The sequence below is a fragment of the Streptosporangium sp. NPDC006007 genome (genome assembly GCF_040614315.1).
Classification (GTDB): domain Bacteria; phylum Actinomycetota; class Actinomycetes; order Streptosporangiales; family Streptosporangiaceae; genus Streptosporangium.
Genome location: NZ_JBEXUG010000010.1, coordinates 146,394 through 171,016, shown reverse-complemented (window position 1 = coordinate 171,016; position 24,623 = coordinate 146,394). Strand labels below are relative to the sequence as shown.

The 24,623-nt window shown below is 67.3% G+C and carries 21 protein-coding genes and 3 pseudogenes; 6 read left to right on the top strand and 18 right to left on the bottom strand.

The features are described 5' to 3' along the window. From ABZ194_RS11325 to ABZ194_RS11315, 3 genes and pseudogenes are all read right to left on the bottom strand, one after another. Window positions 1-254, bottom strand: a pseudogene (locus ABZ194_RS11325) (hypothetical protein); the annotation flags it as partial. Window positions 255-1,197: 943 nt separating this feature from the next. Continuing rightward, a complete protein-coding gene (locus ABZ194_RS11320; RefSeq protein WP_189792389.1) occupies window positions 1,198-1,497 on the bottom strand; it encodes a helix-turn-helix transcriptional regulator in 300 nt (99 codons plus the stop codon). A gap of 5 nt (window positions 1,498-1,502) precedes the next feature. After that, window positions 1,503-1,832, bottom strand: a complete 330-nt coding sequence (locus tag ABZ194_RS11315; protein WP_355594870.1) for a type II toxin-antitoxin system RelE/ParE family toxin — start codon at window positions 1,830-1,832, stop codon at window positions 1,503-1,505. A gap of 766 nt (window positions 1,833-2,598) precedes the next feature. Here ABZ194_RS11315 and ABZ194_RS11310 point away from each other — a divergent pair. Further along, on the top strand, window positions 2,599-3,606 hold the full coding sequence (locus ABZ194_RS11310) for a methyltransferase domain-containing protein (RefSeq protein WP_355594868.1): 1,008 nt from the start codon (window positions 2,599-2,601) through the stop codon (window positions 3,604-3,606). 228 nt (window positions 3,607-3,834) lie between these two features. Here ABZ194_RS11310 and ABZ194_RS11305 read toward each other — a convergent pair whose 3' ends face one another. The 3 genes from ABZ194_RS11305 to ABZ194_RS11295 all read right to left on the bottom strand — a co-directional run bounded on the left by ABZ194_RS11305 (window position 3,835) and on the right by ABZ194_RS11295 (window position 7,676). Then, window positions 3,835-4,827, bottom strand: a complete 993-nt coding sequence (locus tag ABZ194_RS11305) for an ornithine cyclodeaminase family protein (protein ID WP_355594866.1) — start codon at window positions 4,825-4,827, stop codon at window positions 3,835-3,837. A gap of 251 nt (window positions 4,828-5,078) precedes the next feature. Further along, a complete protein-coding gene (locus tag ABZ194_RS11300) occupies window positions 5,079-6,470 on the bottom strand; it encodes a DUF1338 family protein (protein WP_355594864.1) in 1,392 nt (463 codons plus the stop codon). Between the two features lie 30 nt (window positions 6,471-6,500). Further along, window positions 6,501-7,676 (bottom strand): FAD-binding oxidoreductase, encoded by a 1,176-nt coding sequence (locus ABZ194_RS11295; protein ID WP_355594862.1) that lies wholly within the window; start codon window positions 7,674-7,676, stop codon window positions 6,501-6,503. Between the two features lie 172 nt (window positions 7,677-7,848). On the opposite strand from ABZ194_RS11295, the gene ABZ194_RS11290 reads away from it, so the two are divergent. Continuing rightward, on the top strand, window positions 7,849-8,775 hold the full coding sequence (locus tag ABZ194_RS11290; RefSeq protein ID WP_355594860.1) for a LysR substrate-binding domain-containing protein: 927 nt from the start codon (window positions 7,849-7,851) through the stop codon (window positions 8,773-8,775). 150 nt (window positions 8,776-8,925) lie between these two features. Here the strand turns inward: ABZ194_RS11290 and ABZ194_RS11285 are convergent, their stop codons facing one another. From ABZ194_RS11285 to ABZ194_RS11275, 3 genes and pseudogenes are all read right to left on the bottom strand, one after another. Then, window positions 8,926-9,834, bottom strand: a complete 909-nt coding sequence (locus ABZ194_RS11285; RefSeq protein ID WP_355594858.1) for a LysR family transcriptional regulator — start codon at window positions 9,832-9,834, stop codon at window positions 8,926-8,928. A gap of 138 nt (window positions 9,835-9,972) precedes the next feature. Next, window positions 9,973-10,500 (bottom strand): FCD domain-containing protein, encoded by a 528-nt coding sequence (locus ABZ194_RS11280; RefSeq protein WP_355594879.1) that lies wholly within the window; start codon window positions 10,498-10,500, stop codon window positions 9,973-9,975. A gap of 48 nt (window positions 10,501-10,548) precedes the next feature. Further along, window positions 10,549-10,794, bottom strand: a pseudogene (locus ABZ194_RS11275) (winged helix-turn-helix domain-containing protein); the annotation flags it as partial. Between the two features lie 88 nt (window positions 10,795-10,882). Between ABZ194_RS11275 and ABZ194_RS11270 the strand changes: the two are divergent. Next, window positions 10,883-12,271, top strand: coding sequence for an MmgE/PrpD family protein (locus ABZ194_RS11270; RefSeq protein WP_355594856.1), 1,389 nt, complete (start codon window positions 10,883-10,885; stop codon window positions 12,269-12,271). 187 nt (window positions 12,272-12,458) lie between these two features. Here ABZ194_RS11270 and ABZ194_RS11265 read toward each other — a convergent pair whose 3' ends face one another. The 7 genes from ABZ194_RS11265 to ABZ194_RS11235 form a co-directional block, all read right to left on the bottom strand. Next, on the bottom strand, window positions 12,459-14,156 hold the full coding sequence (locus ABZ194_RS11265) for an amidohydrolase family protein (protein WP_355594854.1): 1,698 nt from the start codon (window positions 14,154-14,156) through the stop codon (window positions 12,459-12,461). Between the two features lie 38 nt (window positions 14,157-14,194). Further along, entirely contained in the window at window positions 14,195-15,268 is a 1,074-nt protein-coding gene (locus ABZ194_RS11260) for an ABC transporter ATP-binding protein (protein ID WP_355594852.1), read from the bottom strand. A gap of 8 nt (window positions 15,269-15,276) precedes the next feature. Further along, window positions 15,277-16,005 (bottom strand): ABC transporter permease, encoded by a 729-nt coding sequence (locus ABZ194_RS11255; protein WP_355594849.1) that lies wholly within the window; start codon window positions 16,003-16,005, stop codon window positions 15,277-15,279. A 68-nt stretch (window positions 16,006-16,073) separates the two neighbouring features. Then, window positions 16,074-16,877: an ABC transporter permease gene (locus ABZ194_RS11250; RefSeq protein ID WP_355594847.1), complete on the bottom strand. Its 804-nt coding sequence runs from the start codon at window positions 16,875-16,877 to the stop codon at window positions 16,074-16,076. A 118-nt stretch (window positions 16,878-16,995) separates the two neighbouring features. Beyond that, entirely contained in the window at window positions 16,996-18,090 is a 1,095-nt protein-coding gene (locus tag ABZ194_RS11245; protein ID WP_355594845.1) for an extracellular solute-binding protein, read from the bottom strand. 557 nt (window positions 18,091-18,647) lie between these two features. After that, entirely contained in the window at window positions 18,648-20,288 is a 1,641-nt protein-coding gene (locus tag ABZ194_RS11240; protein ID WP_355594843.1) for an amidase, read from the bottom strand. A gap of 568 nt (window positions 20,289-20,856) precedes the next feature. Continuing rightward, window positions 20,857-21,297, bottom strand: coding sequence for a hypothetical protein (locus ABZ194_RS11235; protein WP_355594841.1), 441 nt, complete (start codon window positions 21,295-21,297; stop codon window positions 20,857-20,859). Window positions 21,298-21,595: 298 nt separating this feature from the next. Between ABZ194_RS11235 and ABZ194_RS11230 the strand changes: the two genes are divergently transcribed. The 3 genes from ABZ194_RS11230 (at window position 21,596) to ABZ194_RS11220 (ending at window position 23,016) form a co-directional block, all read left to right on the top strand. Then, window positions 21,596-22,009 (top strand): hypothetical protein, encoded by a 414-nt coding sequence (locus ABZ194_RS11230; protein ID WP_355594839.1) that lies wholly within the window; start codon window positions 21,596-21,598, stop codon window positions 22,007-22,009. 177 nt (window positions 22,010-22,186) lie between these two features. Then, window positions 22,187-22,459, top strand: a complete 273-nt coding sequence (locus ABZ194_RS11225) for a hypothetical protein (protein WP_355594837.1) — start codon at window positions 22,187-22,189, stop codon at window positions 22,457-22,459. Beyond that, on the top strand, window positions 22,459-23,016 hold the full coding sequence (locus ABZ194_RS11220; RefSeq protein ID WP_355594877.1) for an integrase core domain-containing protein: 558 nt from the start codon (window positions 22,459-22,461) through the stop codon (window positions 23,014-23,016). The genes ABZ194_RS11225 and ABZ194_RS11220 overlap by 1 nt, the downstream gene beginning before the upstream one ends. A gap of 448 nt (window positions 23,017-23,464) precedes the next feature. On the opposite strand, the gene ABZ194_RS11215 is transcribed toward ABZ194_RS11220, so the two are convergent. Further along, entirely contained in the window at window positions 23,465-24,031 is a 567-nt protein-coding gene (locus tag ABZ194_RS11215; protein ID WP_355594835.1) for a hypothetical protein, read from the bottom strand. Between the two features lie 123 nt (window positions 24,032-24,154). Further along, window positions 24,155-24,466, bottom strand: a pseudogene (locus ABZ194_RS11210) (transposase family protein); the annotation flags it as partial. Window positions 24,467-24,623 lie beyond the last annotated feature (157 nt).

The following is a 24,623-nucleotide window of genomic DNA, read 5'->3' as shown; positions in this document are numbered from 1 at the left end:
TGTCTGAATACCTCATCCTTCAAGGATGTCACCTGGGAAAACAGTGCCTGATAAGTGGTCAAACCTATGTCACGCCCGCACTTCTTGATCAGTACTGCCGAATTGTTCTCATGGGTATCAAGACGGCGGCGCGGCGCGCCGCCGCACGGCCCGCCGCCCGAACGCCACCCGAGCGTGCGGCGTGGGCGCCGGTCTCGGCCGGCGGCGGGACCACGGGCCGCCCACCGCACCGCCCGCACGCCGTACTCGCCCATCAACCGCCGCACCAGGACCGCACCGCCGCCTACTGGCTGATAAGCCGTTCTCAATGGTTAACGCCGCTGTTGCCACCATGGCCGCTCGGGCGAGGCATGCAGGTCCGGCGATGTCCGGGCGAGAAACCGCCTGTCGATAGGAAGGACCAAGGCGTACAGATACGGCCTGGCCCAGCGCGGTAAGGCGGTAAGCGCCTGTTCGAGCCGCTGGCGTGGCGCGTCTCCGCAGCACTCGGGACACATGCACCCGGGACCGATCCGGTCGGCACTCCCGGGAAGAGCCGCCTGCGTCCAGGCCAGCAGTGCCTCGGCCACCGTGCCCGGCCGCATCCGCGTGTGCTCCAGTGCGATCACCGCCGCCATGGGCCGACGCCCGAGGCCCGGAATCTGATGGATCGAAGCTCTGTGGGTTTCGCACACTGATCCCCGTGCGCGAACCTCCGAAGGGCGCCTACGCGGCATGGCCCTTTCTGATCAACGTCATGAGCCGATGATCGCACGCGGGAAAGTGGATCTCCAGACCCGGTCCGTTGAGCTACCGCCCTGACGATCGCCTGGCGGTGGCTGATCTCAGCACAGGGCTGGGGGCGATCGACGGTCCGGGGTCTCGTTCCTCAACCCCGGACCACCGAGCATCAGGGCGACGAAGGCGGAGACGCTCCCGTGCCCGTTGCGTGCCCGTCAGAAGAGTGATCAAAGGGGACTCACGGGGAACCACGGTCACCCACCCCGCTCCCCCGCAGGTCAGCGTCTTCCCAGCTCAGGGACCAGGTGCGATAGAGACTTCCCAAGCTGACAGCGCGGGTTCGATTCCCGTCACCCGCTCTCACCATGAAGGCCCAGGTCAGGGACGGTTTCCCGATCTGGGCCTTAGTCGTTTCCAGTGACCTTCGGTCTCCCAGTTCTCCTTCGGCGGTCCACAGCCCTGGAAACCCTCTGAAGATCAGCTTGCTTCGCGCAGTGGCTGGAACTGAACGCTCAGCCGCATCTCCAGAGCCTCCGCGAGCCGCTCCAGCATCGGGATGGTCGGCATCGTCCCGCCCGCTTCGAACCGTGCCACCGCCGGCTGCTTCAAGCCTGTCCGCTCGGCCAAGTCGCTCTGGGTCAGGCCAAGCTGCTCACGGCGCAGCCGTACCGCCTCACCCAGCTCAAACCGGATCCTGGTGGCCTCATACGCCGCTCCGGCCCCAGGACGGCTCATAATCTCGGCCCGCTTGGCGCCCCAGCTCTTGCGCTCACCCATACCGCTCACTCCTTGTCTGCCGTGTGAGCCTCGGCGATACACCGCTGCATGGCCCGCCACGCCCGCTCGATCTCAGCGGACTCGCGCATCCGCTGCTTGCGGAACACCGTCAGCATGATGATCCGCCGGCCCGGTGCGATCCAGTAGGTGATCCGTACCGCCTCCCGATCGAGGTGAAAACGCAGCTCACGTAACTTGCCGCGGAGCTGACGGGTGTAGGGCTCATCCAGCAGGACGCCACGCTCGGCCAGCAGGTCGACGTAGAACGCCGCCGTCTCCTGCCCCTCCTGATCAAGCGTGTCGAACCACTCATCAACCTCTGGCTCCAGTTCCACCTCTCCCCAGTTTATAACACGGACGTTATAGCGACGGCAAGTACCGCGTCCCGAAAATGCTCGGCTCTCCGCCAGGAAGGATCGATGACGGACGAGGCCGTCAGGCATGCGGACACATGCGCGGGTGCGCCATGTCCTGCCTGGTTTCGTCCAGGTCGTCCCGAGCGGCGCTGATCACGTGCCAGATCCGTGCCAGAACAGGCGGGGAATCCCGGTCACCCACGGGAACTCACGGGGAACCGCACCCCGTCTACCTGCATCCCCGTTTTCCCAGCTCAGCCCACCAACGCCAGCGGCCGTTTCCCAAGCTGACAGCGCGGGTTCGATTCCCGTCACCTGCTCTCACCATGAAGGCCCAGGTCAGGGATGGTTTCCCGATCTGGGCCTTGATTTTTTCCGGGGTCATTTCGATCTTCCGTGCCCGTTACGTGCCCGATCCCCCTCCGTTCAGGGCCTCCTCGGCGAGCCTGCCCATGCCGTCGGCGATCCTCCGATCCCGGTCCCCCTCGGTGTGCAGACAGATCAGCACGGGCCGCGTAGCCGAGGTGCTCGGCCTTGTGCACCTTGCCCCGGCACCAAATCGGGACCATGCCCGCTTTGGCCCCCCTGGGCTGAAGGCTCTTGACCCTCACGTGGCGTCAGGTTGCATAGTCGGTTCCGTGGAGGATCACTGGACCGTGGGACGCGTGGCCGAGCTGGCCGGCGTGAGCGTCCGCACGCTGCATCACATGACGAGATCAGGCTCGTTCGGCCGTCGGCGCGGACCGTGGCCGGGTACCGGACCTATCCGGCGGGCGACGTGGAGCGGCTGCGGGAGGTGCTGGCCTATCGGCGGTTGGGCCTCGGGCTGCGGGAGGTTGCGGAACTGGTCGGCGACCCGTCCACCCATGCGGTCACGCACCTGCGCCGACTGCGCGGCCTGTTGCTGGAGCGGCGTGATCGCGCTGACGCCATGGTGGCGGCCATCGACAGGGAACTTGAGGCACGGGCCAAGGGGCTGAAGGTGACACCGGAGGAGCAACTGGAGATGCTCGGTGCACGGCTGTACGACGCGATCGGCGGCGCCTACACCGCGACACGGCGTACCGAACCACGGATCGCCGCGCAGATCTGGGACGCGCTCGGGGACGCGCGGACGGTGCTGAACGTCGGGGCCAGCACCGGCTCCTACGAGCCTGCTGATCGCGACGTGACCGCGGTGGAGCCATCGGCGGTCATGCGGGGGCAGCGGCCTCCCGGCTCGGCGCCGTGCGTGGCCGCCACCGCGGAGAACCTGCCGTTCGCGGACCACTCCTTCGACGTCGCGATGGCCGTCTCCACCGTCCACCACTGGGGGAACCCGATAGCGGGGCTGCGCGAGATGCGGCGCGTGGCCCGCCGCGTGGTGGTGCTCACGTTCGACACCGACGAGCCCGGATGGCAGGACCGGTTCTGGCTTACCCGCGACTACCTGCCCGAGTTCGCCGCCGTCCTGGCGGATTTTCCCTCGCTTGCGGGGATGGCCGACGCGATCGGCGCCCGCGCTGAGCCGGTGCCCATCCCGTGGGACTGCGCCGACGGCCTGTTCGAGGCGTACTGGCGCCGACCGGCGGCGTATCTGGAGGATCACGTGCGCCGTGCGATGTCGGTATGGACGAGGGTCGGACCGGAGGCCGAGCAGCGGGCGGTGCGAGGCCTCGGCGACGACCTCGGCTTCGGCCGGTGGGCCGAGCGCAACAGCGACCTCGCCGACCTCGACGCGGCAGATCTCGGCCTCCGCCTGCTCATAGCTTGAAAGGCACGAGCGCGGATGCCGATGGATACCTCGCGCTTCTCGAAGTGCGCGAGGAAAGCGTCCCACTCCTTTTCGGTGGGGCTCCGGTACTCTTCACCGGGTCGGGTGACCCGGCGGCGGACGATGAAGGCGCGGTGAGCCTCGAAGGCCTCGGCCGGACAGAGCGGATCACGGTTGGGGTGAAGGCGCGGTGCTCGCCTACCCGCCCCCGGGCGGGTAGGCACGTCGTCACACGCTGACCCGCACGCCCCGCCCGCCGGCCCGAGCCGCCTCGACGACGGCCGCCGCCGCGGCCGCGTCCTGCACTCCGATTCCGACACTGTTGAAGTAAACGACGTCGTAGTCCTCACGCCGCCACGCGCGCACCCCGGCGACGATCTCTCCGAGCGACATCAGATCGGACTCCGAGATGACGGAATCGGAGATCGCCCGGACAATGGGCCCGGCGTCTTCCAGGGCGGTCGCCACGTCGTCGACAACCAGGGCTCCCGCCCGCGCCACGAGTTCGGCGGAGACCTCGTGACGGTCGGCGGCGAAGGAACCGATGCTGATCACGGTGGTGCCCGGGGCGAGCCAGTCGTACTCGACAACCGGATCCTTGCTGGTGGTGCAGCAGACCACGAGGTCGGTGCCGCGCACCGCGTCCTCGGCCGACTCGGCCGCGGAGACCGCGAAGGCGAACTCCGCGTCAAGCGTGCCGGCCAGCGTACGGCGTTGGCCGGCGTCCGGACTCCAGATTCGCACGTCACTCAGGTCGCGCACGCGGGCGATGGCCCGTACGTGCGCACCGGCCTGCACTCCCGAGCCCAGGATCGCCAGGGAGCGCGTTCCCTGGCCGGTCAGCGCGTCCACCGCGACGGCGCTGGCGGCGGAGGTGCGGATGGTGGTGACCGATGTCCCGTCCATGATGGCGACGGGGCGGCCGTCCTCCGGGTCCAGAACGGTCACCAGGGCGGAGACGACGGGCAGGCCCCGTCCGCCGTTCGCCGGATTGACGCTGCCGAACTTACACACCGCGCCCGCGTCGGGCGACAGCCGGGCCGCGTAGCAGAAGGACACCGAGTCGTCCTGCCCCGGAACGAGCAGACGCGCTGGCAGCACGGCACGGTTCAGGCCGAGTTCGGTGAACGCCCGGCGCTGCGACTCGATCGCCAGGTCGACGCCGAACAGGGCGTGCACGTCCGCGGCGGACAGGACGAGAAGAGAAGCGCTCTGGGACATGGGATGCCTTTCCGGGACCCAGACGGTCCCACCGTACGGCATCGCCCGGCGAGAGGACATATCCAACAGTCCGCCCATCCAAGGCGATTGCAGTATAAGAACGTCTTAAGCAGGTCTTTGACCAGGGAGAACCGTCTGGGTCGCCCGGCGCATACAGGCTCGCCGGGGTGTCCGGCAGCCGGTCCTTCTTCAGGAAATTCACGGTACGGCCGGTCATCGGATCTCCCTTGCCGAGCGTCGGGTCCGGACGGTCAGATGAGGTCGCCGGCGAGACCGAGGAACTTGGCGACGTGGCTGATCGAGTCACTCCGCTGCCGCTCATAGAGCGCGAACGGGTCGTGGATGTGCCGGTCGATCGCCCCTGCCATCCAGTCGGCGTCATAGTGGACGGCCTGCTGAGTGTTGTCCCGGCTGCCCTCGCCGCTGAGATTGGACTGGAAGATCCCGGCTGCGGAGCGGGGCAGGAAGTCCTCGTAGACGATGGGTTCGGCATCGACCCAGCCCCCGTCGAGGAGGGCGAGCACACTCGTCGGCCGCCGCGGGCCGCAGCGGGGCCGGTCCTCTCGCAGGCGGTAGGTGAAGAACGCCAGGCCCTGCTCGATGAGACCTCGCTCGGTGTCGGGCAGGCCTTCTTCCCATACTTCGCGGGTGATCTCGTCGCGGCTGCCGCCGGGGCGCTCGGCCAGGCGGCGATCGACGACGGCGAGCAGCCTGTCGTAGTGGGTGCGGCCTTCGCGGGTAAGCGCGATGCCCCGGGCCTCCACCTCGCCGAAACGCACTCGCGACACCCCGGCGGTGACACTGCCGTCGGGCTCTCGCAAAGCACGCGGCTCGGCGAGGGCACGAAACGACGTCTGCCTGAGCAGCACGTCGGGGCCGTCCCAGCGGGGTGGGCCCTGGATGGTGTCGATCATCTCGATACCGCGTTCTCCCATCCGCCGGTGCAACTCGTCGATGTCGAGGACCCGGGGCGTCAGATGGTTGATGTGAGTGCTGCGCACACCGCCGATGTCGGCGGCGACCGAGGAAATGGCCTCCAAGGTCGCGTACCAGGTGCGGTCGACCGGTTCCGCCGACAACTCGAACGAGCCCACCGCCAGCCGCAGGAAGCGCTCCGCGGCGTCCTCCGGCAGCTCGCCGTCACGCTCCGCGCGGTCGGCCAGCTCCAGCAGTTCCGGCGGAAACAGTTCCCGGCCGGAGAGGAAGATCTCCAACTGCCGGCGCACATCCTCGCTGAAGAAGCGCGGGTCGGCCGAGGTCAGCATGGAGGTGAAGACCCGGAACGGATTACGCTCGAGTTCGTCGGCGTCGAGGGGCCTGAAGGCCGTGGACACCACCGGCACGGCGCTGGCCGCCGCCTCACGCAGGTCGTAGAAGCCAACCGGGTGCATGCCGAGTGCCCCGAAGATCCGGGCGACCTGGTTCAGCTCGCTCGGTGTGCCGACCCGGATGGCGCCGTGCCGCTCGGCGGTGACCCGGCCGATCGAGCCGAGGCGCTCGGCGTCCGTGTGCTGCAACGCCTCGGCGTTGACCTCGCGGGAGACATCGACCAGGGTCGTATAGGCGGGTACCTCCCGGCCGTACATGTCCGACATCCGCCGGGCAAACACCGCACGGAGCTGCCACTGGCTGATCGTTTTCATGAAGGCGTCTCTTCGTTCGGATGCCGGTGACTAGACGATGTGGGTTTCCGGGCGGACCGTCGCTCCGTCGGAGAAACGCCGAACGGTCAGTGGGCCGACGTCGATGACGGGCGTCCGGCCGAGATGGAGATCACGGACAACCTCCCCGACGGCGGGGCTCTGCAGGAAGCCGTGCCCGGAGAAGCCCGTGGCGTACAGGAAGTTGGAAGGCGTCGAGGCCCGGCCGATGAGCGCGTTGTGGTCCGGCGTCACCTCGTACAGGCCGGCCCAGCCGTCACGCAGTCCGACGTCGAGCAGTCCGGGGGCGCGGGTGCCGATCGCCTCACTGAGCCTGGGCAGCCAGTCCTGGGAGTAGTCGAGGTGAAATCCGGGATCCTGGTCGGGGTCGGACATGCCGATCAGCAAACCGCGGCCTTCGCGGTGGAAGTAGAACGTCGTGGAGAAGTCGATGGTGAACGGCACCACCGGCGCGAGCTCGGGCAGGGGCTCGGTGAACATGACCTGACGACGTACCGGGGTCACGGGCAGGTCGACGCCGGCCATTTCACCGACCGCCCGGGACCAGGCACCGGCGGCGCAGATCACGGTGCCGGCCTCGATCTCGCCGCGGTCGGTCACCACGGTACGGACCTCGTCCCCCGCCGGCTCGATCCCGATGACCGTCGTCCTGGTCAGCAGCTTGGCGCCAAGCCGCCGGGCGGCCGCAGCGTAACCGAGAACCACCGACTCCGGGGTGCAGTGGCCGTCGTCGGGCGAGTAGGCGGCGGCGAGGAGGCCATTGGTGTCGATCAGCGGGGAGAGCCGCTTGGCCTCGGCGACGTCGATCAGCCGGCTGGAGACACCGAGGTCGTTTTGGAGCTTGATGTCGCGTTCGAAGGACTCGACGTCCTTACGGTCCGACAGCAGGAAGAGATATCCCACGCTGTGCAGGTCGATCTCCTGCCCGGGCCGCGCCCCGAAGCGGGAGAACGCCTCAAGACTTCGGGCACCGAGCTTTATGTTGACCTGGTCGGAGAACTGGGCGCGAACGCCACCCGCCGCCTTGGACGTCGACCCCCCACCCAACTCACCCCTCTCCAGGAGGACCACGTCGGTGACCCCGGCCTCGGCCAGGTGAAAGGCGATGCTCGTGCCGATCGCCCCACCTCCCACGATCACCACGTCGGCGCGGCCGGGCACGTTACGGGAGATTTGCGAGACAGGCAACAATGTTCTCCTTCAGGCAGCGCGGGTCAGCGCGGAGGAGGGGGGCGTTTCAGCCGCGGAGCGTCCCGCCGTCAGGAGGCGTGGCCGCAGTGGGCGACTGGCACCCATCATGAAGCTCCAGATCATTCACGTCTATTCACAATTTTTGTGGTTAATCTATAAGATTTCCTGAATGGATTGGTCGAGCGTGCAACTACGGTCGCTGGTGGAGTTGGCCCGCCGGGGCACCGTCACCGCTGCGGCACAGGCTCTTGGCTACACCCCCGGTGCCGTGTCGCAGCAACTCAGCGCCCTGGAGAGGGCGGCGGGGGTGCCTCTGCTGCGCAAAGTGGGACGGCGACTCGAACTGACGGACGCGGGCAGCGCACTCGTCCGGCACGCCGAGCGGATGCTTGAGATAGAGGCGGAGGCGGTGGCGACCCTCGAACGGAGTACCACCGAGATCGCCGGCTCCCTGGCGATCGGAATCTTCGCGACAGCGGCCGCCGAGATCCTTCCCCTGGCCCTCGGCCGGGTTGAGCAACGGTATCCGGACCTCGCCGTTCGAAGCAGGGAGATGGATGTCGACGAGGTCTACGACGCGGTGGCCTCCGGTGCGGTGGATCTGGCCCTGGGCATCGATTACCCCGACGTGCCCATCCGGCGCAATCCGAACCTGCGCGTGGTGCGCCTCTACCGCGAGCGGTTCTCACTGGCGACGCCGCTTGCGACCCTCGAAGGGGTGGAACTGATCGGCATCGCCGACACAGGATCGCTGGGGTGGATCCTGCCTCCGGCGAAAAGCCATTACGGACAGGCCGTCCGGACGGTCTGCCGGAGGTTCGGCGTCGAACCCGATGTGCGTCACGAGGTCACAGACACCGCGGCCTCGCTGGCCCTGGTGGAAACAGGACTGGGCGTCACCCCCGTCACAGATCTGATGCTGCGTCTGCGTCCCTCCCGGCTCAGCATCGTCCGGCTGGCCGAGACATTCGAGCGGCATATCGTGGCCATCGTGCGCACCTCCGCGGAGCGGCGTCCGTCCGTGGCCGCCCTGGTCAGCGTGCTGCGAGAGCTCGCGACCGATGACACATGGCTGGGGGAGGGTCCTGGTTCCTGACGCGGCTCACCGGCCCTCGGCCGGGGTGTCGCGGCCGGAAGCGGGCTGGAAGCGAGCCATGAGCGGCCCGGAATCCAGCCATGGCCGAGCGTGAGCCCGGCTTCACCGCACCCGGCGTCCGGCACCCGACCTCGCGGGCCCGCACCCGGATCACAAAGCGATCAGATGGTCCGCGTTCCGGGGGATCGCCTGGCGCAGAGCCGCCAGGAAGTCACCGAGCACCGGGTTCGCGTTACCCTCCCGATGGATCGCCAGCACCGTGCGATGGGCGGCGGCGTACGACAGCAGCGACACGGCGGATACGCGCTCGTCGGGCACGTGACCGAGCGCGGGCACGACCGCGACACCGCCCATGTAGGCGACCAGCTCGCGTACGACGTCATAGTCGTTGCTGCGGAAGGCGACCGTGGGGGTGAACCCGGCGAACGCGCACAGCCGAGCCAGGGAGAGGTCCCCGGCCGTACCCTTCCGGCTGGTGATCCACAGGCGGTCGGCCAGTCGCGACAGGTCCGGCGGTCCCGTCTCACCGGACGGGCGCAGCAAAAGCAGATCCTCCCTGACCAGGGGGAGCGTCCTGACCCCTGCGGGCCACTGCCGGGGAATCAGTCCGTACTCGTAGACCAGCGCGATGTCGAGCCCGCCGTCGATGAGCGAGTCGAGCAACTTTTCCGGCTCGCCGTCGTCCAGGGTGATCTCGGCACCGGGCCGGCGCTGCCGGAAACCGGACAGCGCCGCGGGCACCAGGCGGACACTCGCCGTTGTGAAGCCACCCACCCGGAGCCGCCCGCTCACCCCCTTCGCGAGCCGTCGCACCTGGGAGTCGAACTCGTCGACGCCGGCGAGTATCCCCCGGCTCAGCTCAGCCAGGTGGTGCGCGACCGTCGTCGCCCGGATACCGCGTGCCTCGCGCTCGAAAAGCGCCAGACCGGTCTCTTTTTCCAGAGCGGCGATCTGTTGCGACACCGCCGACGCGGTGTAACCGAGCTCCCGCGCGGCCATCGCGAACGAGCCTGTCCGGTGGACGGCCTGGAAGGTCAGCAGATGATGCAGCTTGTACATGTCCCTCTCCCGGCTCGCCTCACCCGGCCAGGGGCGCGAGGAACACCGCCGCAGGACGCCCGATCAGGCCCTCCACCGTGGCCACCGTCCTTCTCTGAGCCTCGGGCCAGGCTGATGACAGAGGAGGGGGTGTTCCGGTCAGTCCTGTCTGGTTCGGGTGAACCGGGCCGGTTCCGGGTGAGCGAGCAGCGCCCGCGCGGTCCGCTGCCCGTGGCTGAGTTCTTCGGACCATATGTTCTCCAGATAGGCCAGGTGCTCATCCATCTCTTTGACGACACATGCGAGGTCCTTGCTCCGGATGGCGTCGAGCAGCCGTCCCAGCGACCCCAGTGCCCACATCGACTCGTCCGGCGGCGCGTCGCGCAGTGCCAGGTCCTTGGCGAGCCGGACCTGCCGCAGCAGGTGCTGCACCTGAGTGAGCAGTACCTGGTTGTGGGCGGCCCGCGCCATGGCGATCTGGAACCGCTCGTCAAGCTGCATGAAGCGTTGCCGGTCCGCGACGCTCTCGCGCAGCAGGCTCAGTGTGGTGTCCATCGCCCGCACGTCTTCTTCGGTGGCTCGCATCCCGGCCAGCTGAGCGATGTTGATCTGGATGACCCGCCGCGCCTCAAGGACATCGGTGACCTCGCTGACCCGGAGCCGCCAGCCGTCGTCATTGAGTTGCACGGGCACCGTGTCAGAACGAACGAAGATGCCGCCGACCGCACCGGGGCGAACCTCCAGTACCCCTGTCTGGACAAGAACCTTTACCGCCTCTCGGAGGGTAGGTCGGCTGATGTCCATCTGGCGGGCGAGTACCCGCTCCGAGGGGAGCCGATCAGCCACGGACAGATCACCGGCGCGGATGGCGTCGGTGATCTGCTGAACGGCCTCTTGGAAGGGATGTCTTGTCCTTACAGGGGAAAACACGACTCCAGAGTAGCAACAGCGGACCTCGTGCGCACCGGCGCCGTATCGCATTTCCTCTGCCGGGGATACGCCTGGAGTGGTACGCGCCACGGGGATCAAGTGTTTCCTTGGAAGCCATGGCGTGGCAGGCTGTTTAACCATGAAGACTGCCTCCTTTGTCCTGGCGGACTTCGCGGTCGCGCTGCGGTCCGCCGAGATCCCCCATGACGTACGCCGCAGGGCGACGCTGCTCGTTCTCAATGCCGTCGGGCTGGGGATCGCGAACGCCGAGCACCCCTCGGTCGTCGCCGCCCGCTCGGTCGGGCGCACCGAGGGCCGCAGCACCACCTGGGGGGACGGCACGCCCCGCGGTGAGTCAACGGCCGCGCTGGCCAACGCCATCGCCGTCCACATCTCCGACTTCGACGACACACACCCGGAGGGGGGCCTGCACCCCGCCGGCGTCGTCGTCCCCGCCGTGCTGGCCGTCGCCGAGCAGGAGGGCTGGAGCGGAGATCAGGTCGTGCGGGCGACCGTAGTCGGCCTGGAGGTGATGGCACGCATCGCGTCGGCCGCCCCGCACCGGTTCACGCTGCACGCCCTGCACGCCTCCTCGGTCTGCGGCACGGTCGCAACCGCCGCGGCCGTGGCGATGGGCCTGGGGCTCGACAGCCGGCAGGTGGCCGACGCCATGGGCATCGCCGCGAGTCAGTCGAGCGGCATCCTGCAGACCGTCATCGAGGGCGGCGACCTGAAGTCGTTCCACCTCGGGTGGGCCGCGCTGGCGGGTATCTGGGCCGCCAGGCTGGCCGCTGCCGGGCTCACCGGCCCGCACGCGGTCCTGGAGGGCGAGCAGGGCCTGTTCGCGGCCTTCCTCGGGTCACAGGCGCTCGGCGAGGTTGACCTGCCGCGTCTGACCCGCGGACTGTTCGAGGAGTGGGAGACCACCCGGGTGGTCATCAAGCCGTACCCGTGCTGCCACTTCACGCATGCGCCGATCGACGCCGCTCGCCGGTACGTGCTTGAGCACGGGCCCGTCGACGCGGCCGCGCTCAAGAAGATCGCGTCGGTGGAGTGCCGCGTCCCCCGTGAGGCGGTGCACGTGGTCTGCGAGCCGGCTGCGGACAAGCTGATGCCCTCCTCGGGCTACGCCGCCAAGTTCAGCCTCTACTACTGCCTCGCCGTGGCGCTGCAGAACGCGACGGTGCAACCCGTCGACTTCCTGCCGCCGGCCGGGGAGCCGTTCCAGGTCACGGCGAGCACCGCCGCGCTGATGGGCCGGATCAACTACACGGTCGACCCGGATCCGACTCTCGCGCACAGTTACGGGGCCGAGGTCGTGGTGCGCCACGTCGACGGCGGCCAGTGGTCCGCTCGCGTGCTTTACCCGACCGGATCGCTGCGGAATCCCGTGCCGGACAGCCTGGTGATGGACAAGTTCACCGACCTCGTTCGGCCGTCACGTGGTGCGGAGCAGACGGCACTGCTGCTGCGGCGGTTGCTGGCGCTGTCGTCGGCGCCGGACGTCGCCGGCGTGCTGCGGGGGTAACGGGCTTCGACAGCGGCGACGGCATCGCGGCACGGCCTGTCCTTCGGCGAGACCCCTCACAAGCCCCAGGGGCGACGACGGTCCGGACGTGCCGGTGCCCGGCCTTCCCAGGCCGGGCACCATGACGATCTGACAGGGTCACCGCCGCGCGGGGTCTCCGCTCCGCCCGTACAGGCTCCCCCTGCGTCTACCCGTGACGAAGCACCCTCCCGGGCCGCTCCTCGGTGAGTATGCCGTCCCGCACCACGGCCCTGCCGTTCACGATGACGTCGCTGACACCCCGTGAATAGTCGCGGTAGCTCTCCGGCTTGCTCCGCAGGTGCGCGTAATCTTGCACGGTCGCCGGATCGAAGACCGCGATGTCCGCCTTGAACCCCTCCCGCAGCACGCCACGATCACTCAACCCGAGGAACTCCGCCGGCATGGAAGTCGACTTCATCACGGCCTCCTCCAGGCGCAGCGCCTGCTTGTCGCGCACGAAGTGCGCGAACAGCCGCGGGAACGTGCCATACAGCCGTGGGTTCGGCGGTCTCGGACTGCGGATGGGGCGCACCGGACTGCCATCCGTTCCCACCATGCTCACGGGGTGCGCGAGCACGTCGATGATGTCCCGGTCGTCGGTGCGTTCCAACATGGTGTCGGCATCGCCGTCGTTGAGCTGAATGAGATGGCACAGCGCCTCGTAGGAGTCACAGCCCAGCTCGGTGGCCAGGTCGTACACCATCAGACCTTCGAACTCCGGCCGCTGCGGGCTGTAGATGACCCGCATCATCTCGTCCCACATCGGCCAGTACGTCAGCGGGTTGAACCGCTCCTTGTACCAGCGGTTGCTCCCACCGGCCCGCATCCGGCGCGCCGCCGACTTCAGGGCGCCGGAGCCGGCGAAGTGTTCACCCCACCGCCCCTCGGCCTCGGTGGCGACCTCATCGGGGAAAAGCGTCTTGAGACCGCCGGACATATAGTTGCGAGGTTGCAGGGTCAGCAGCACGTCGCACCAGATCGGGATCCCGCGCAGCCGGGCCTTCTCGATCGCGTCCATCGCGACCCGGACCTTGCCCCAGTACTCCTTACCGTCACCCCACAGATGGGAGATGGTGGTGCGCACGCCGGTCTTGGCCGCCAGCTCGATGGCCTCGCGCACGGCCGTGAGCAGCCCGTCGGTGTAGGAGCGCAGGTGGAAGGCGAAGACACCGTCGAACTCGGCGACGACCGACGCCAGCTCCTGGAACTCCTCGACCGGCACGTCGAGTTCGGGGTCTGTGTGGTGGAAGGCGCATGAGATCCCTCGCGCGCCCTGCTCCATGGCCTCACGGACCAACGCCTTCATGACGTCGAGCTCGGCGCGGGTCGGCTGCCGCCACGGCTGGGTCTCCGCCTCCCCGTAGGCGGTGGCGCGCAGCACGTAGTGCCCGATCAGGCCGGTGTAGTTGAGCGCCGGACGGGCCGCCTCCAGCCGCCGGTAGAACCCGGCGAGGTCGGTCCAGTCCAGCTCCAGGCCGTGACCCGCGAGGATCTGCTTGCCCTCATCCATCGGCACCGAGAAGAAGTTCTTCGGGTTGTCGACCCACCAGTCGACGTACCACAGGTCACGGTACGGGCCCGGCGACAGGCCGCAGTTGCCGCCGACATCCGTCGTGATGCCTTGCGTGATCTTCGAGTCGCACTGGGGGTCCATGATGAGCAGCGAGTCGGAGTGGCCGTGGACGTCGATGAAGCCGGGGCACACCACCTTCCCCTGCGCGTCGATCTCCGTAACGGCCCGCATGTCGGCCGAGGCCCGGCCGACCGATACGATCTCGTCGCCCTGGACCGCGACGTCGCCGCGACGTCCGGGGCGACCCGAGCCGTCCACGACCAGACCGTTGCGGATGATGAGGTCTAGCACTCTGTTTCCTCTCAGGTGTGTCGATGTCTGCCCTGCACTCAGTCGAGGATCCGGATGGCCTCCTTGGGGATGCGGACGGTGACCTGGGCGCCCACGGATACGTCCTGGTCGCTCAGAGCGTTGTGCCGCGCCTCGACGAGGATCGGTTCGTTGTTCTCCGTCTCGACCGTGATCAGCGAGGCGGAGCCGAAGTAGTCCGTCGAGACCACCCGGCCGGTGATGACGTTCGGTCGCGAGGTGGCGCCCTCAACCGGCGGCTCGATGACCAGGTTCTCCGGCCGGATGAACGCCGTGACCTCTCTGGCGTGCGCCGGGATGGAATCGTCGGCGATCAGCGGCTGACCACACCACTCAAGCACCGGCATCGCGTCACGCTCTTTGACCAGGCAACGCAGCAGATTCGAGCGACCCAGCAACGCGGCCACCTCCACCTGCGACGGGCGGTTGTAGATCTCTTGCGGCGGGCCGTACTGCACCAGGCGACCGGAACGCATCACGGCCACGCGGTCCGCCAGCGCCATCGCCTCACGCTGGTCGTGGGTCACGAACAGCGCGGTGAAGCCCAGCCGCCGCTGCAACTGACGCAGGTCCCGGCGGAGACCGTCGCGCAGCATCGCGTCGAGGTTGCTGAACGGCTCGTCGAACAGCACGATGCTCGGTTCGAGCACAAGGGCCCGGGCCAGCGCGACACGCTGCTGCTGACCGCCCGACAACTGCGCCGGCTTACGATCGGCATACTTGGAAAGTTGCACACGCTCCAGCTCGCGATCGACCCGCTCGCGTACCTCGTCCTTGCGGATCCGGCGAACACGCAGCCCGTAGCCGACGTTCTGCCGTACGGTCATATGGGGGAACAGCGCGTAGTTCTGGAACACGATGCCGATGCCACGCCGGTTGATCGGCAGGTCCAGCAGGCTGTTTCCATTGACCCGCACGTCGCCCGACGTAGGCTCGATGAAGCCGGCGACGCTACGCAGCAGCGTGGTCTTGCCGGACCCCGAGTGGCCGAGCACCGTGACGAGTTCACCGTCGGACACTGTGAACGTGACATCGTCGAGCGCCGACTCGGTCCCGTACCTCTTGGTCAGGCCGGTGATTTCCAGATCAGACATCTTGCTTCCTACCTCGCGGTTTTCGCAGTCGAGGGGTCACGGACCGCGAAGGTCGCGACCACGACCGCCACCACGACCAGCAGCGAGGACACCGCTGAGATCTCCGGACTGACGTCGAAGGCCACCGACCGATAGATCCGGACGGGAAGGGTGGGAAAAGACGGTCCGGCCAGGAAGAGCGGGACGACCAGCTCGTCGAAGGCCAGGATGAAGGCGAGTGCCAACCCGGAGAAGTACGACTTGGACACGTTCGGCAGCACGATCTGGACCCAGGCCCGGACCCGCGAAGCACCCAGGCTCATCGCGGCCTCCTCAAGCCCGGGATCAAGCTGGGACAGCGCCGCGATCATCGTGCGAGCGATGTAGGGCGTGGTGAGCACGGCCAGCGCGAGCACCAGTCCCCACTGCGGCGCCGCCATATCGAACCTGTTGTAGCTCAGCATCACACCGAGGACGAACATGATGCCGGGCACCATGATGGGCGCCATGATGAGCGTCGTCACGGTGTTGGACGCTCGCACGCCGCGCCGCGAGAGCACGACGGCCGCCGGAATGGCCACCACGCTCGCGAGCAGCGAACCCGCCGCCGCGATGACCAGACTGTTCAGAGCCGCGTATCCCCACGTCGGATCCCGCAGCACCTGGGTGAACCAGGACAGCGTCCATCCCTTGGGTGGGAAGGTCAGGTAGCTCGTCGTGGTGAAAGCCGTACCGACCAGCACGACCAACGGGGACACGAGGAACACCATGATCGCGGCAACGACGACAGGGAAGATCAAACGGGTGGGCCGACGGAGGCTCAAGATCATCCTCCTCCGGGGATGCGGCGGGTCAGGCTTACGTAGACGAGATTGGTGAGTACGGCGATGAGCAGCAGCAACAGCGCCATGGCACTGGCCAGCGGCCAGTTCAGCAGTTGCACCGACTGCTCGTAGATCTCCGTTGCCAGTACTCGGTACTGCGTGCCGCCGATGAGCTTCGGCGTCACGAAGGTGCTGATGGCGGTCGCGAAGACGAGCAGCATGCCCGCGAAGACGCCTCCCAGCGTCAGCGGGAACGTCACGCGCAGGAACGTCTCGACACGGCCGGCCCCCATGTTCAGGGAGGCGTGCTCAAGCGTCGGGTCGAGCCGATCGATGATGCCGTACAACGTGAGGACCATGAACGGCAACAGCACGTGGGCCATCGCGATGAGCAGACCGGGCATCGTGTACATCAGTCCGGTGCGCTCGTCCGCCAGGGGTCCAAAGAGCTTCAAGATGGGACTCTCCGGGTCGAACAGCACCATCCAGCCGAAGGATCTGACCACCGAACTGGTCATGAGCGGAGTCATGACGACAACCAAGATCAAGGTTCGCAGCCAGGACCGGCTCCGAGCCAGGGCCCAGGCGATCGGGTAACCGAGCAGTACCGTCAGCACTGCCGTACCCAGGGCGAGGACGAACGAACGCCCCAGCATCTCGAGGTAGAACGAGTCGGTCAACACCTTGTGGAAGTTGCCGAGGGTCAGGTCGGAGGTGATCACGCCGGGGCCGGCGCTCGTCTGGAACGCGGTCACGGCCACGATGGCCAGCGGCAGCACGAACTGCACGAGGTAAAGCACCGTCACGGGAAGCAGCGGCAGCCACGGCCGCGGCCTCGACCGGCGGCGACCACCTGAACGGTCCCGGTTTCCATCGGAGGGCGCGGGAGCGGCGGTCCGCTCCCGCGTCTCCGGGCTCAGGGCTCTATCGCTTGCCAACGAGCTTGTTCCATCGCTCGGTCCACGCCGCCCGGTTCTCGGCCACCGCCTTCGCGTCGGAGGGCTCAAGACGGTCGATGGCGCTCGACAGCGGCAGGAGCTTCTTCAACTCGCCCTCGACCTTGGCCTTGCCGTTCGTGGGCGCGTAGCCGGCCCGCTCGGCGAAGGCGACCTGGATCTGCGGGTCGAGCTGGAAGTTCACCCATTCCCAGGCGAGCTTTTCCTGCGCACCGCCCTTGACCACCTGGGAGGTCAGGCCATAGAGCACGCCTCCCTTGTCGGGGATCGCGAATCGGACGGGTAGCCCCTTCTTAGCCAGCAGGTAGCCGTACCCACTGTCGAAGACGCTCAGCACGATCTGCTCTTGACCGAGCAACTGCGTCATGGTCGGACCGTCGCCGAACACTGAACGGGAGTTCTTCAGCAGGGCGGGAAGCGCGTCGAAGCCCGGGTCGATGCTCGATTCGCCACCGCCGTTGATCCGCGCCAGCGAGATGAGCAGGTTCTGCCCCGCGGTCACGGAGATATCGGGGATGCCGACCTTGCCTGCGTACTTGGGGTCGGACAGGACGTCCCACGAAGTGGGAGCCGGCCGCACCTTGTCGACGTTGTAGATGATGCCGGTCGTGTTGAAGGCGTAGGCCGGAGCGATCTTTCCGTCCGCACGCTTCGCGGCCGGGTTGGCATCAGCCGCGTTGGTGGCCACCTCGCCGTTGAGCGGAGAGATCAGGCCGAGCTCGAACGCCTCGGTCTCCTGTCCACCCGAGAACTGCACGACGTCGTAGCCGGCGCGAGCACCTTGGGCGCGCAGCTTGGCCATCACCTCGGAGGTCAGCACGGTGACGACCTCGACGTTGACGCCGTACTTCTTCTCGAACGGCTTGACGACCACCTCGTTGAGGGCCTCGTCAAAGGACCCGCCGAACGACGCCACGACGAGCGTCCCTGAGTACCCCCCGTCACCGGCGGAGCCGGACGGGCCGGAACCGCACGCCGCGGCAACGGCCACGGTAGCGAGCACGGACAGGGCGGCGACGAAACGTCTCCGCCCCACGGCTGGCTTCGCGCCGCCCGTGAGCACTGGCCAAACTCTCGACACCGTGAGACCTCCTTCTAAGCCGGACCGAAGCCTCCAACGGCTGACGCATCGGCGACATGGGGGAGACCCTACGGATACCGCGCCGAGTGGTCAATAGGCTATACCAAGCAACCTGGACCGCTCCTCTGCGTCTCACCCTGACTCGACAGGCACCGTTGATCCACGTTTATGGCTGATTACTTGGCATCTGGCCAGAGTAAGACAGGAGTCGCCGCAAGCCGCCGGGGCTCCCTCTGGAAGCCGGGTGCACGGCGCCGCCCTTCATTGGACAAGCTCCTTGATCAATGAAGGGCGGCACGAACAAGGGTCGTGTCCCGGGCTGCGGCTGGAGGGAGTACGCCTCTGCCGCGCCTCCGTGCCCCTACCGTTGGTCCGCTCGGTTCACCGCTGAACAACCGCCGCCGGGCGCGCTCGCCATGAGCGTCGGTTCCTCCGTCCTGAACCCGCACGAGGCCGGCACCGACGTACTGGGCCCGAGCGCTCACGTCGTCGATCACGCCGGGGCCGCCTTGGCGTAGAACGTCGGCCGAGCCGTGCGACTAGCCGAGTCGCGGGCCGCGTAGATGCCAGTCCGTGATCCGCTGGTAGGCGTCGGCGACCGCTAGAACCGTGCCTTCCGCGAATGGGCGGCCGACGATCTGCACCGACAGAGGCAGGCCGGAGGCACTGAAGCCCGCGGGAATCGCGACGGCCGGCAGCCCGGCGAGATTCCAGGGACTGGTGAAGCTGGGCGCCTCCAGACGCTCGCTGGCGGACAGCGTGCGCAGCGGCGGCGCCGCCGCCGCGGTGGTGGGCGTGACGAGGACGTCGTAGCGGTGCAGCAGCTCACCGACCCACTGCGCGTACACCGAACGGAAGCGTTGCGCGCGAACGAGATCAGGCGCCGACACAAGGGCACCACGCGCGATGGTCACCCGGGTATGGGAGCCGTAGAGGGCCCAGCTACGGGCGAGGTCGGCACGGTGCCGCGCGAGAGCCTCCGACACCACGATGACGTGGTTGCACGTGGCGGCCAGACCGCTGCCCCGTAGGTCGACCCGGTCGACCGCGGCGCCGAGGTCTGCCATCGCGTCGAGTGCCCGCTGGGTGGCGTCGAGCGACTCGGCGCTGCAATGCGGGTGGTCATAGAACCATGGGACGGGCACGCCGATCCTGGTGCCGGACAGGTTGCCCCGCGTCGCGTCCAACCGCGCCACGGCGCCCATCCCCCCGGCGACCGGCCCGTCACGGGCCGCCGACATCGCGTCGAGCAGGTACGCGCAGTCGCGTGCCGATCGGGCCATCGGTCCCACGACATCGAGGCTGGGCGCCAGCGCCACGACACCGCGGTTACTCAACGCGCCGTACGTGCACTTCAGACCCGTGTGGCCGGTCGCTGCCGCCGGTGCCCGAACCGACCCTCCGGTGTCGGTGCCGAGTCCGCCGAACGCCAGCCCGGCCACAATCGCGATGGACATGCCCGTACTGGAGCCCAAGGGACTGTGCTCGTCGTTCCACGGGTGTCGCGGGTGGGGGAAGCCCGCGTCCTCGTCGGGCAGCCCGGCGGCGAACTCGTAGGTCGTGGTCTTGCCGAGCACGACGGCGCCCGCCTCACGCAGCCGCCGTACCACGACCGCGTCGTGCGGCTCGGGTGGGCGGCCCAGCCGCAACCTGCTGTTGGCCACCGTCGGCAGGCCCTCGACGTCGATGACGTCCTTGATCGCGATCGGAACGCCGTGCAGCGCACCACGGCGGCGCCTTCGGCCGATATCTCGGTCGGCCTCCTCGGCCTGCCGCACGGCTCCGGCGGCGTCCACCGTCACGAAGGCGCCCAGGCGCCGGTCCAGACGGGCTATGCGCTCAAGCAGGCGCTCGGTCAGCTCCGTAGACGTGCACCGGCCCTCGGCGAGTGCCTCGCCGGCCTCGGTCAGCGTCACCGGCTCCCTCCCGGTGCCCCGCGCCGCATCGACGCGTTCGGTACGCCGCGGGGGGGAGGCCGTCGCCTCACCGATGCCGTCAGGATATGGGCGCATCACGTCGAACGTCGCGTCCGCCTGGGACAGGTCCACCTCGTCGAACCCTGCGAGTCCACTTCGGAACAGCTCGTCGTCACGACGAAGTGCCGCCAGTTCGTCGACGGGCACCTCAAGCCCGCTCCGCTCGACGCAGACTCTGACCGGGTCACCCTCGTGCGCTGCCACACCCCCAGGCTGTCAGACGGGATATTCCTTGGCAAGACACCTTGACCTTTGATACTCAGGCCTATCGTTTTCCAGGTGAAACATGCTGAACATGCGTGGTAAAAGAGCCTGCACCTCTTGGCGTCGCAGGGCCGATGCGTTCTCTGATCACGAGATGACGGACGACAAGATGACGCCGCAGGAGCGAACACCGGTCGCCCCCAGGCCCGCGGGGACGCATCGACCTGGCGTTGGGCCTCATGACCGCACTCCTGGCCGACACCCCGGGCGAAGACGATCCCCGCGCTCTTGGGCTCAGGCGCCAGATCGGCGGGCCGGAACGCGACGTCGGTCACCTCGACCGGGCAAGGCCGACGCTATCCGAGCTGCTTGCCGACCTTCGCCTGGCCTTTACCGTCGGCTGGGAGCGCGTGATGCGGCGAAACATCGAACTTAATCGCGGCCTGATACAGGTGACCACCGCTTCGTGTCGCGTCTGTACACGCCCTCGCCAATCGAAGCGGTGGCCATTTTATGATCTACCCGCAGAGGGCTACAAGCACCCTTGTCATGTGGGGCCGCCGCCGCGTTAGTCCTTGTCGTAATACCAGGCAGTGCAATAGGATTGCGGATAGTCGACCGGACGCCAGCATGCACGCATCGAGTTGCCGATGTTGCTCAGGGTGTTGGAGTAAGAGCGTGTGAACGGACCACACTGAGTCCACGTTCTTCCGCCGTTGTAGGAACGGTCGACCCATGTCTGGTCGCCCGACTTGTAGCCATAGCCGATCGATGCATAGGAATGATCGGATACCTGATCGTTGGTGAGATTCAGCTCCACCGCGCGCTCGTTGTGCTGGTTCTGGTTGACTATAATCACGTCGGTGCGAACATCGTAGGGGAACCAGCCGGTGTTGCTGGAGCCGCAGCCGGTGTCGGCGACGGCTGACGGCCCGGCAAAAACCACGAGGGGCAGAGCGAAGAGCCCGACCCCGAGCATGACCGTGCCGCGTCGTTTCAGGAGTGCCACGTACAACCTCCGTTTACTTAGATGCTGACGGTCGCATTGAACCAGCAATATTGACAGCGATCAATGCTCGGCCGTTACTAATTTTGTTTGAATGGCTGCACGCTTCCGTGACTTCCCGGCCGGCACCGCCAGCCTCGCTTCACACCATTTACGACACCCGGCCCCTCTTTGGCAGGGTCAGGTGAGACATCAGGAGGAAGTACCCTTCTGAGCTGCATGTAGGGCGAGAACAGGACCGTTGACGATCGTGACCTTGACTGCTGCCGACCTGAGTGTCGGCGTGCGTGATGATGTAACAGTGAGTTCGGAGCCAGAGCCGAAGGGGCCACGGGCCGAGCGGCCCAAACGGCGCAGGTTCAGCGCCGGGTACAAGCTGCGGATCGTGGCCGAGTACGACGCGCTGACCGAGCCGGGTGCCAAGGGAGCGCTGCTGCGCCGCGAGGGCCTGTACTCCACGCACATCCTGGACTGGCGGCTGGCCCGCGATCATGGAGCGTTGCAGGCGCTGGAACCCAAGCCGCCGGTGCGCAAAGACGCCAAGAGCCCGGCCGGCAAAGAGGCCGAGCGGCTGCGGCGGGAGAACGAGAAGCTCGCCGCGGAGCTGGCCAAGACCCAGAAGGCGCTGACGATCCTGGGAAAAGCACACGAGCTCTTGCAACTGTTGTCCGAGGAGGTGGACACCCCGGGCAGGCCGAGCAGGCCGACCGAGTGATCACCGAAGCATTCGAGCAGCTGGAACGGGTATTGACCATCAAGAGCGCCTGCGAGCTGACCGGGATCTCACGGGCCACCCTGTATTCGGCGGCGCAACCCCCGGCCCCGGAGCGCCGGCCCGCCCGCGCCGCGTCCGGCTCCGCCCAATGCGTTGTCGCGCGATGAGCGTCACCGGGTGCTGGAGACGCTCAACTCCTGCCGGTTCATCGATAAAGCTCCGCCGCAGGTGTGGGCGACGCTGCTGGACGAGGGCCGCTACCTGTGCAGCATCTGCACGATGTACCGGCTGTTGCGTGCCGAGGACGGTGTGCGCGAGCGCCGCGCTCAGGCCCGCCACCCGGCCAAATCGATCCCCGAGCTGGTCGCCGACGCCCCCGGCCAGGTGTTCTCCTGGGACATCACCAAGCTCAAGGGGCCCGTCCGGGTATCACCTACGACCTGTACGTGATGCTCGACATCTACAGCCGTTACGTGGTCGGCCGGCGGGTCGAGCACCGGGAAAGCGCCGAGTTGGCCGCTGACTTCATCGCCACCGCCGTGGCTCGCAACGGTGGCCGGCCGCGTGTGGTGCACTCCGGCCGCGGCACCTCGATGACATCGGGCGACGTGGCCGCGCTACTGGCCGACCTGCAGATCACCCGCTCGCATTCGCGGCCGAAGACCTCTAATGACAACCCCTACTCGGAGGCGGCGTTCAAGACGCTGAAGTACTGCCCGGCCTTTCCCGAGCGGTTCGGGAGCATCGATGACGCCCGCGCGTTCTGCGAGGCGTTCTTCACCTATTACAACCACGAGCACCGCCATTCGGGGATCGGGCTGCACACTCCGGCCTCGGTGCACTTCGGCGCCGCGGAGCAGATCCGCGCCCAGCGGGCCGAGACCCTGGAGGTCGCCTATCAGGCCAACCCCGGCCGGTTCCGCAGGAGACCGGTTCCACCCGCGATCCCCGCGAAAGCGTGGATCAACGACCCCGACAAACGGGAGAAGCAGGCAGAGAACGGCTAAGGCAATCATGTCTCACCGAGCTTGACAAGTTCCGAGGCCGTAAGTGGTTGGGGTGGAAGCCTGATCTTCCCGTCTGCCACGTCCCAGGCAAGCCCAACATCTCGACTCCTCCGGATCAAGGCCGTCTGTGACCGTTGGCATCCAATGACCGAGGAACGTCTACCGGCTGACGTACACGCGAAGACGGCCTTGACCCTCCGTCCCCGAGCTGTTGCCCCTCCGGGGTGAGACGAGGCAGACGGGAAGATCCGGTGGGAAGGGGTGCCTGCGTCCGCACGGGGTTCTCAGGCCGTGCCATTCGCGTGCCAGTAAGGCCGGGGAACAGGAGGAATCACGGGCAGGGCAAGATCATCTTCGACCTGGGCCCCAGCAGCTCACGGGGTCGCGCACCGGGATCTTCCAAACTGGTGGTCGCATTCCGGTCGCGCAGACGTTGCACTGCCGAAGGTCAACACTTTGGTGGATCTCCACCGACCGCATGGAGGGCATCGAGGTACCCGCCACCAACGTCGAACCGGGTGATGTCCGTTGTCTTGTTTGTGAAGTAGGTGAGTGCCCAGTCCGCAGCCGGCCCGATCTCCTGGAGACACAATCGTTTCTTCCGGGTGACCCCGTGAGCACGGCCGATGTAGCAGACATGTGGGTCGATCTTTTCGATGTAGACAGCCATGAGAGGAAACGCCTCGGTCAGCGTCTCGATCAGGCCCGCGGTGGAATCAAGGTCGACCCCGGTCAGAGGCTGGACGCACTCCCCACGTAAGGCGAGGGCACGATGGGTCATGGCTGCACCCTTCCAGCCCGAACGCGTCGCGTGCTTGATATCGCGGAGACGTATGGCCGAGTGGCCGTCGAGACGGAGTTCGTCGGAGATGGTGTGCAGCAGTACCCACTTTCGGCCGATGCCGACCACGTAGGCATCGAGCCGATCCGAACGGTCGATCTCCCGGCTGACCCTCACAGGTTCACCGGAACGTCTTGCTCTTTTCAAGTCCATGAGGGGCGTTCCTTTAGCCATGATCCGGATCGTCCCACTTCGTACATCTGGTGCTCATCTGGTTTTCGGGCTGTTCTGGATCGTCACGGAACATTGGTACTGCAACAGAGGCACACAGCAGCTCACGCCTACACTGAACCTTTTTCATCCTCGGGCGGCCTGCGCAACGCGGTGGTTTTGAAGGACGGCGATGGCTTTGACGAGGTGACCGGCCCTGCTGGGGCTGCAGCGTGGCTTCCGGAGGATCTTCCAGCTCTTTAGCTGGGCGTTCGCGCGTTCGCCGGGTCCGCGCAGCCGGGCGTGGGAGCGATTGGCCTGTTTCCGGGACTCCGGCTTGTTCTTGCCCTTGTACGGGGTGATGACCGGGCCTTCGGCGCCCTGATAGCCCTTGTCGGCCAGGACGATGACTCCGGCCCTCTCCAACTCACGCGGGATGCCCCAGATGCGGGGGGAAGCTCAGGTCGAGGGGGACCCGGCATGAGGCAGACCACAGGTGAAGTCGTGCAGCGAGGCGACAGTCCTGATCGCCTGGGAGAGGACCTCGGTCAAGGGGCCGGCGTTCTGGGGCACAGTGGCCAGCGGGAAATGACTCCCCCGCGTGCACCAATGCCAA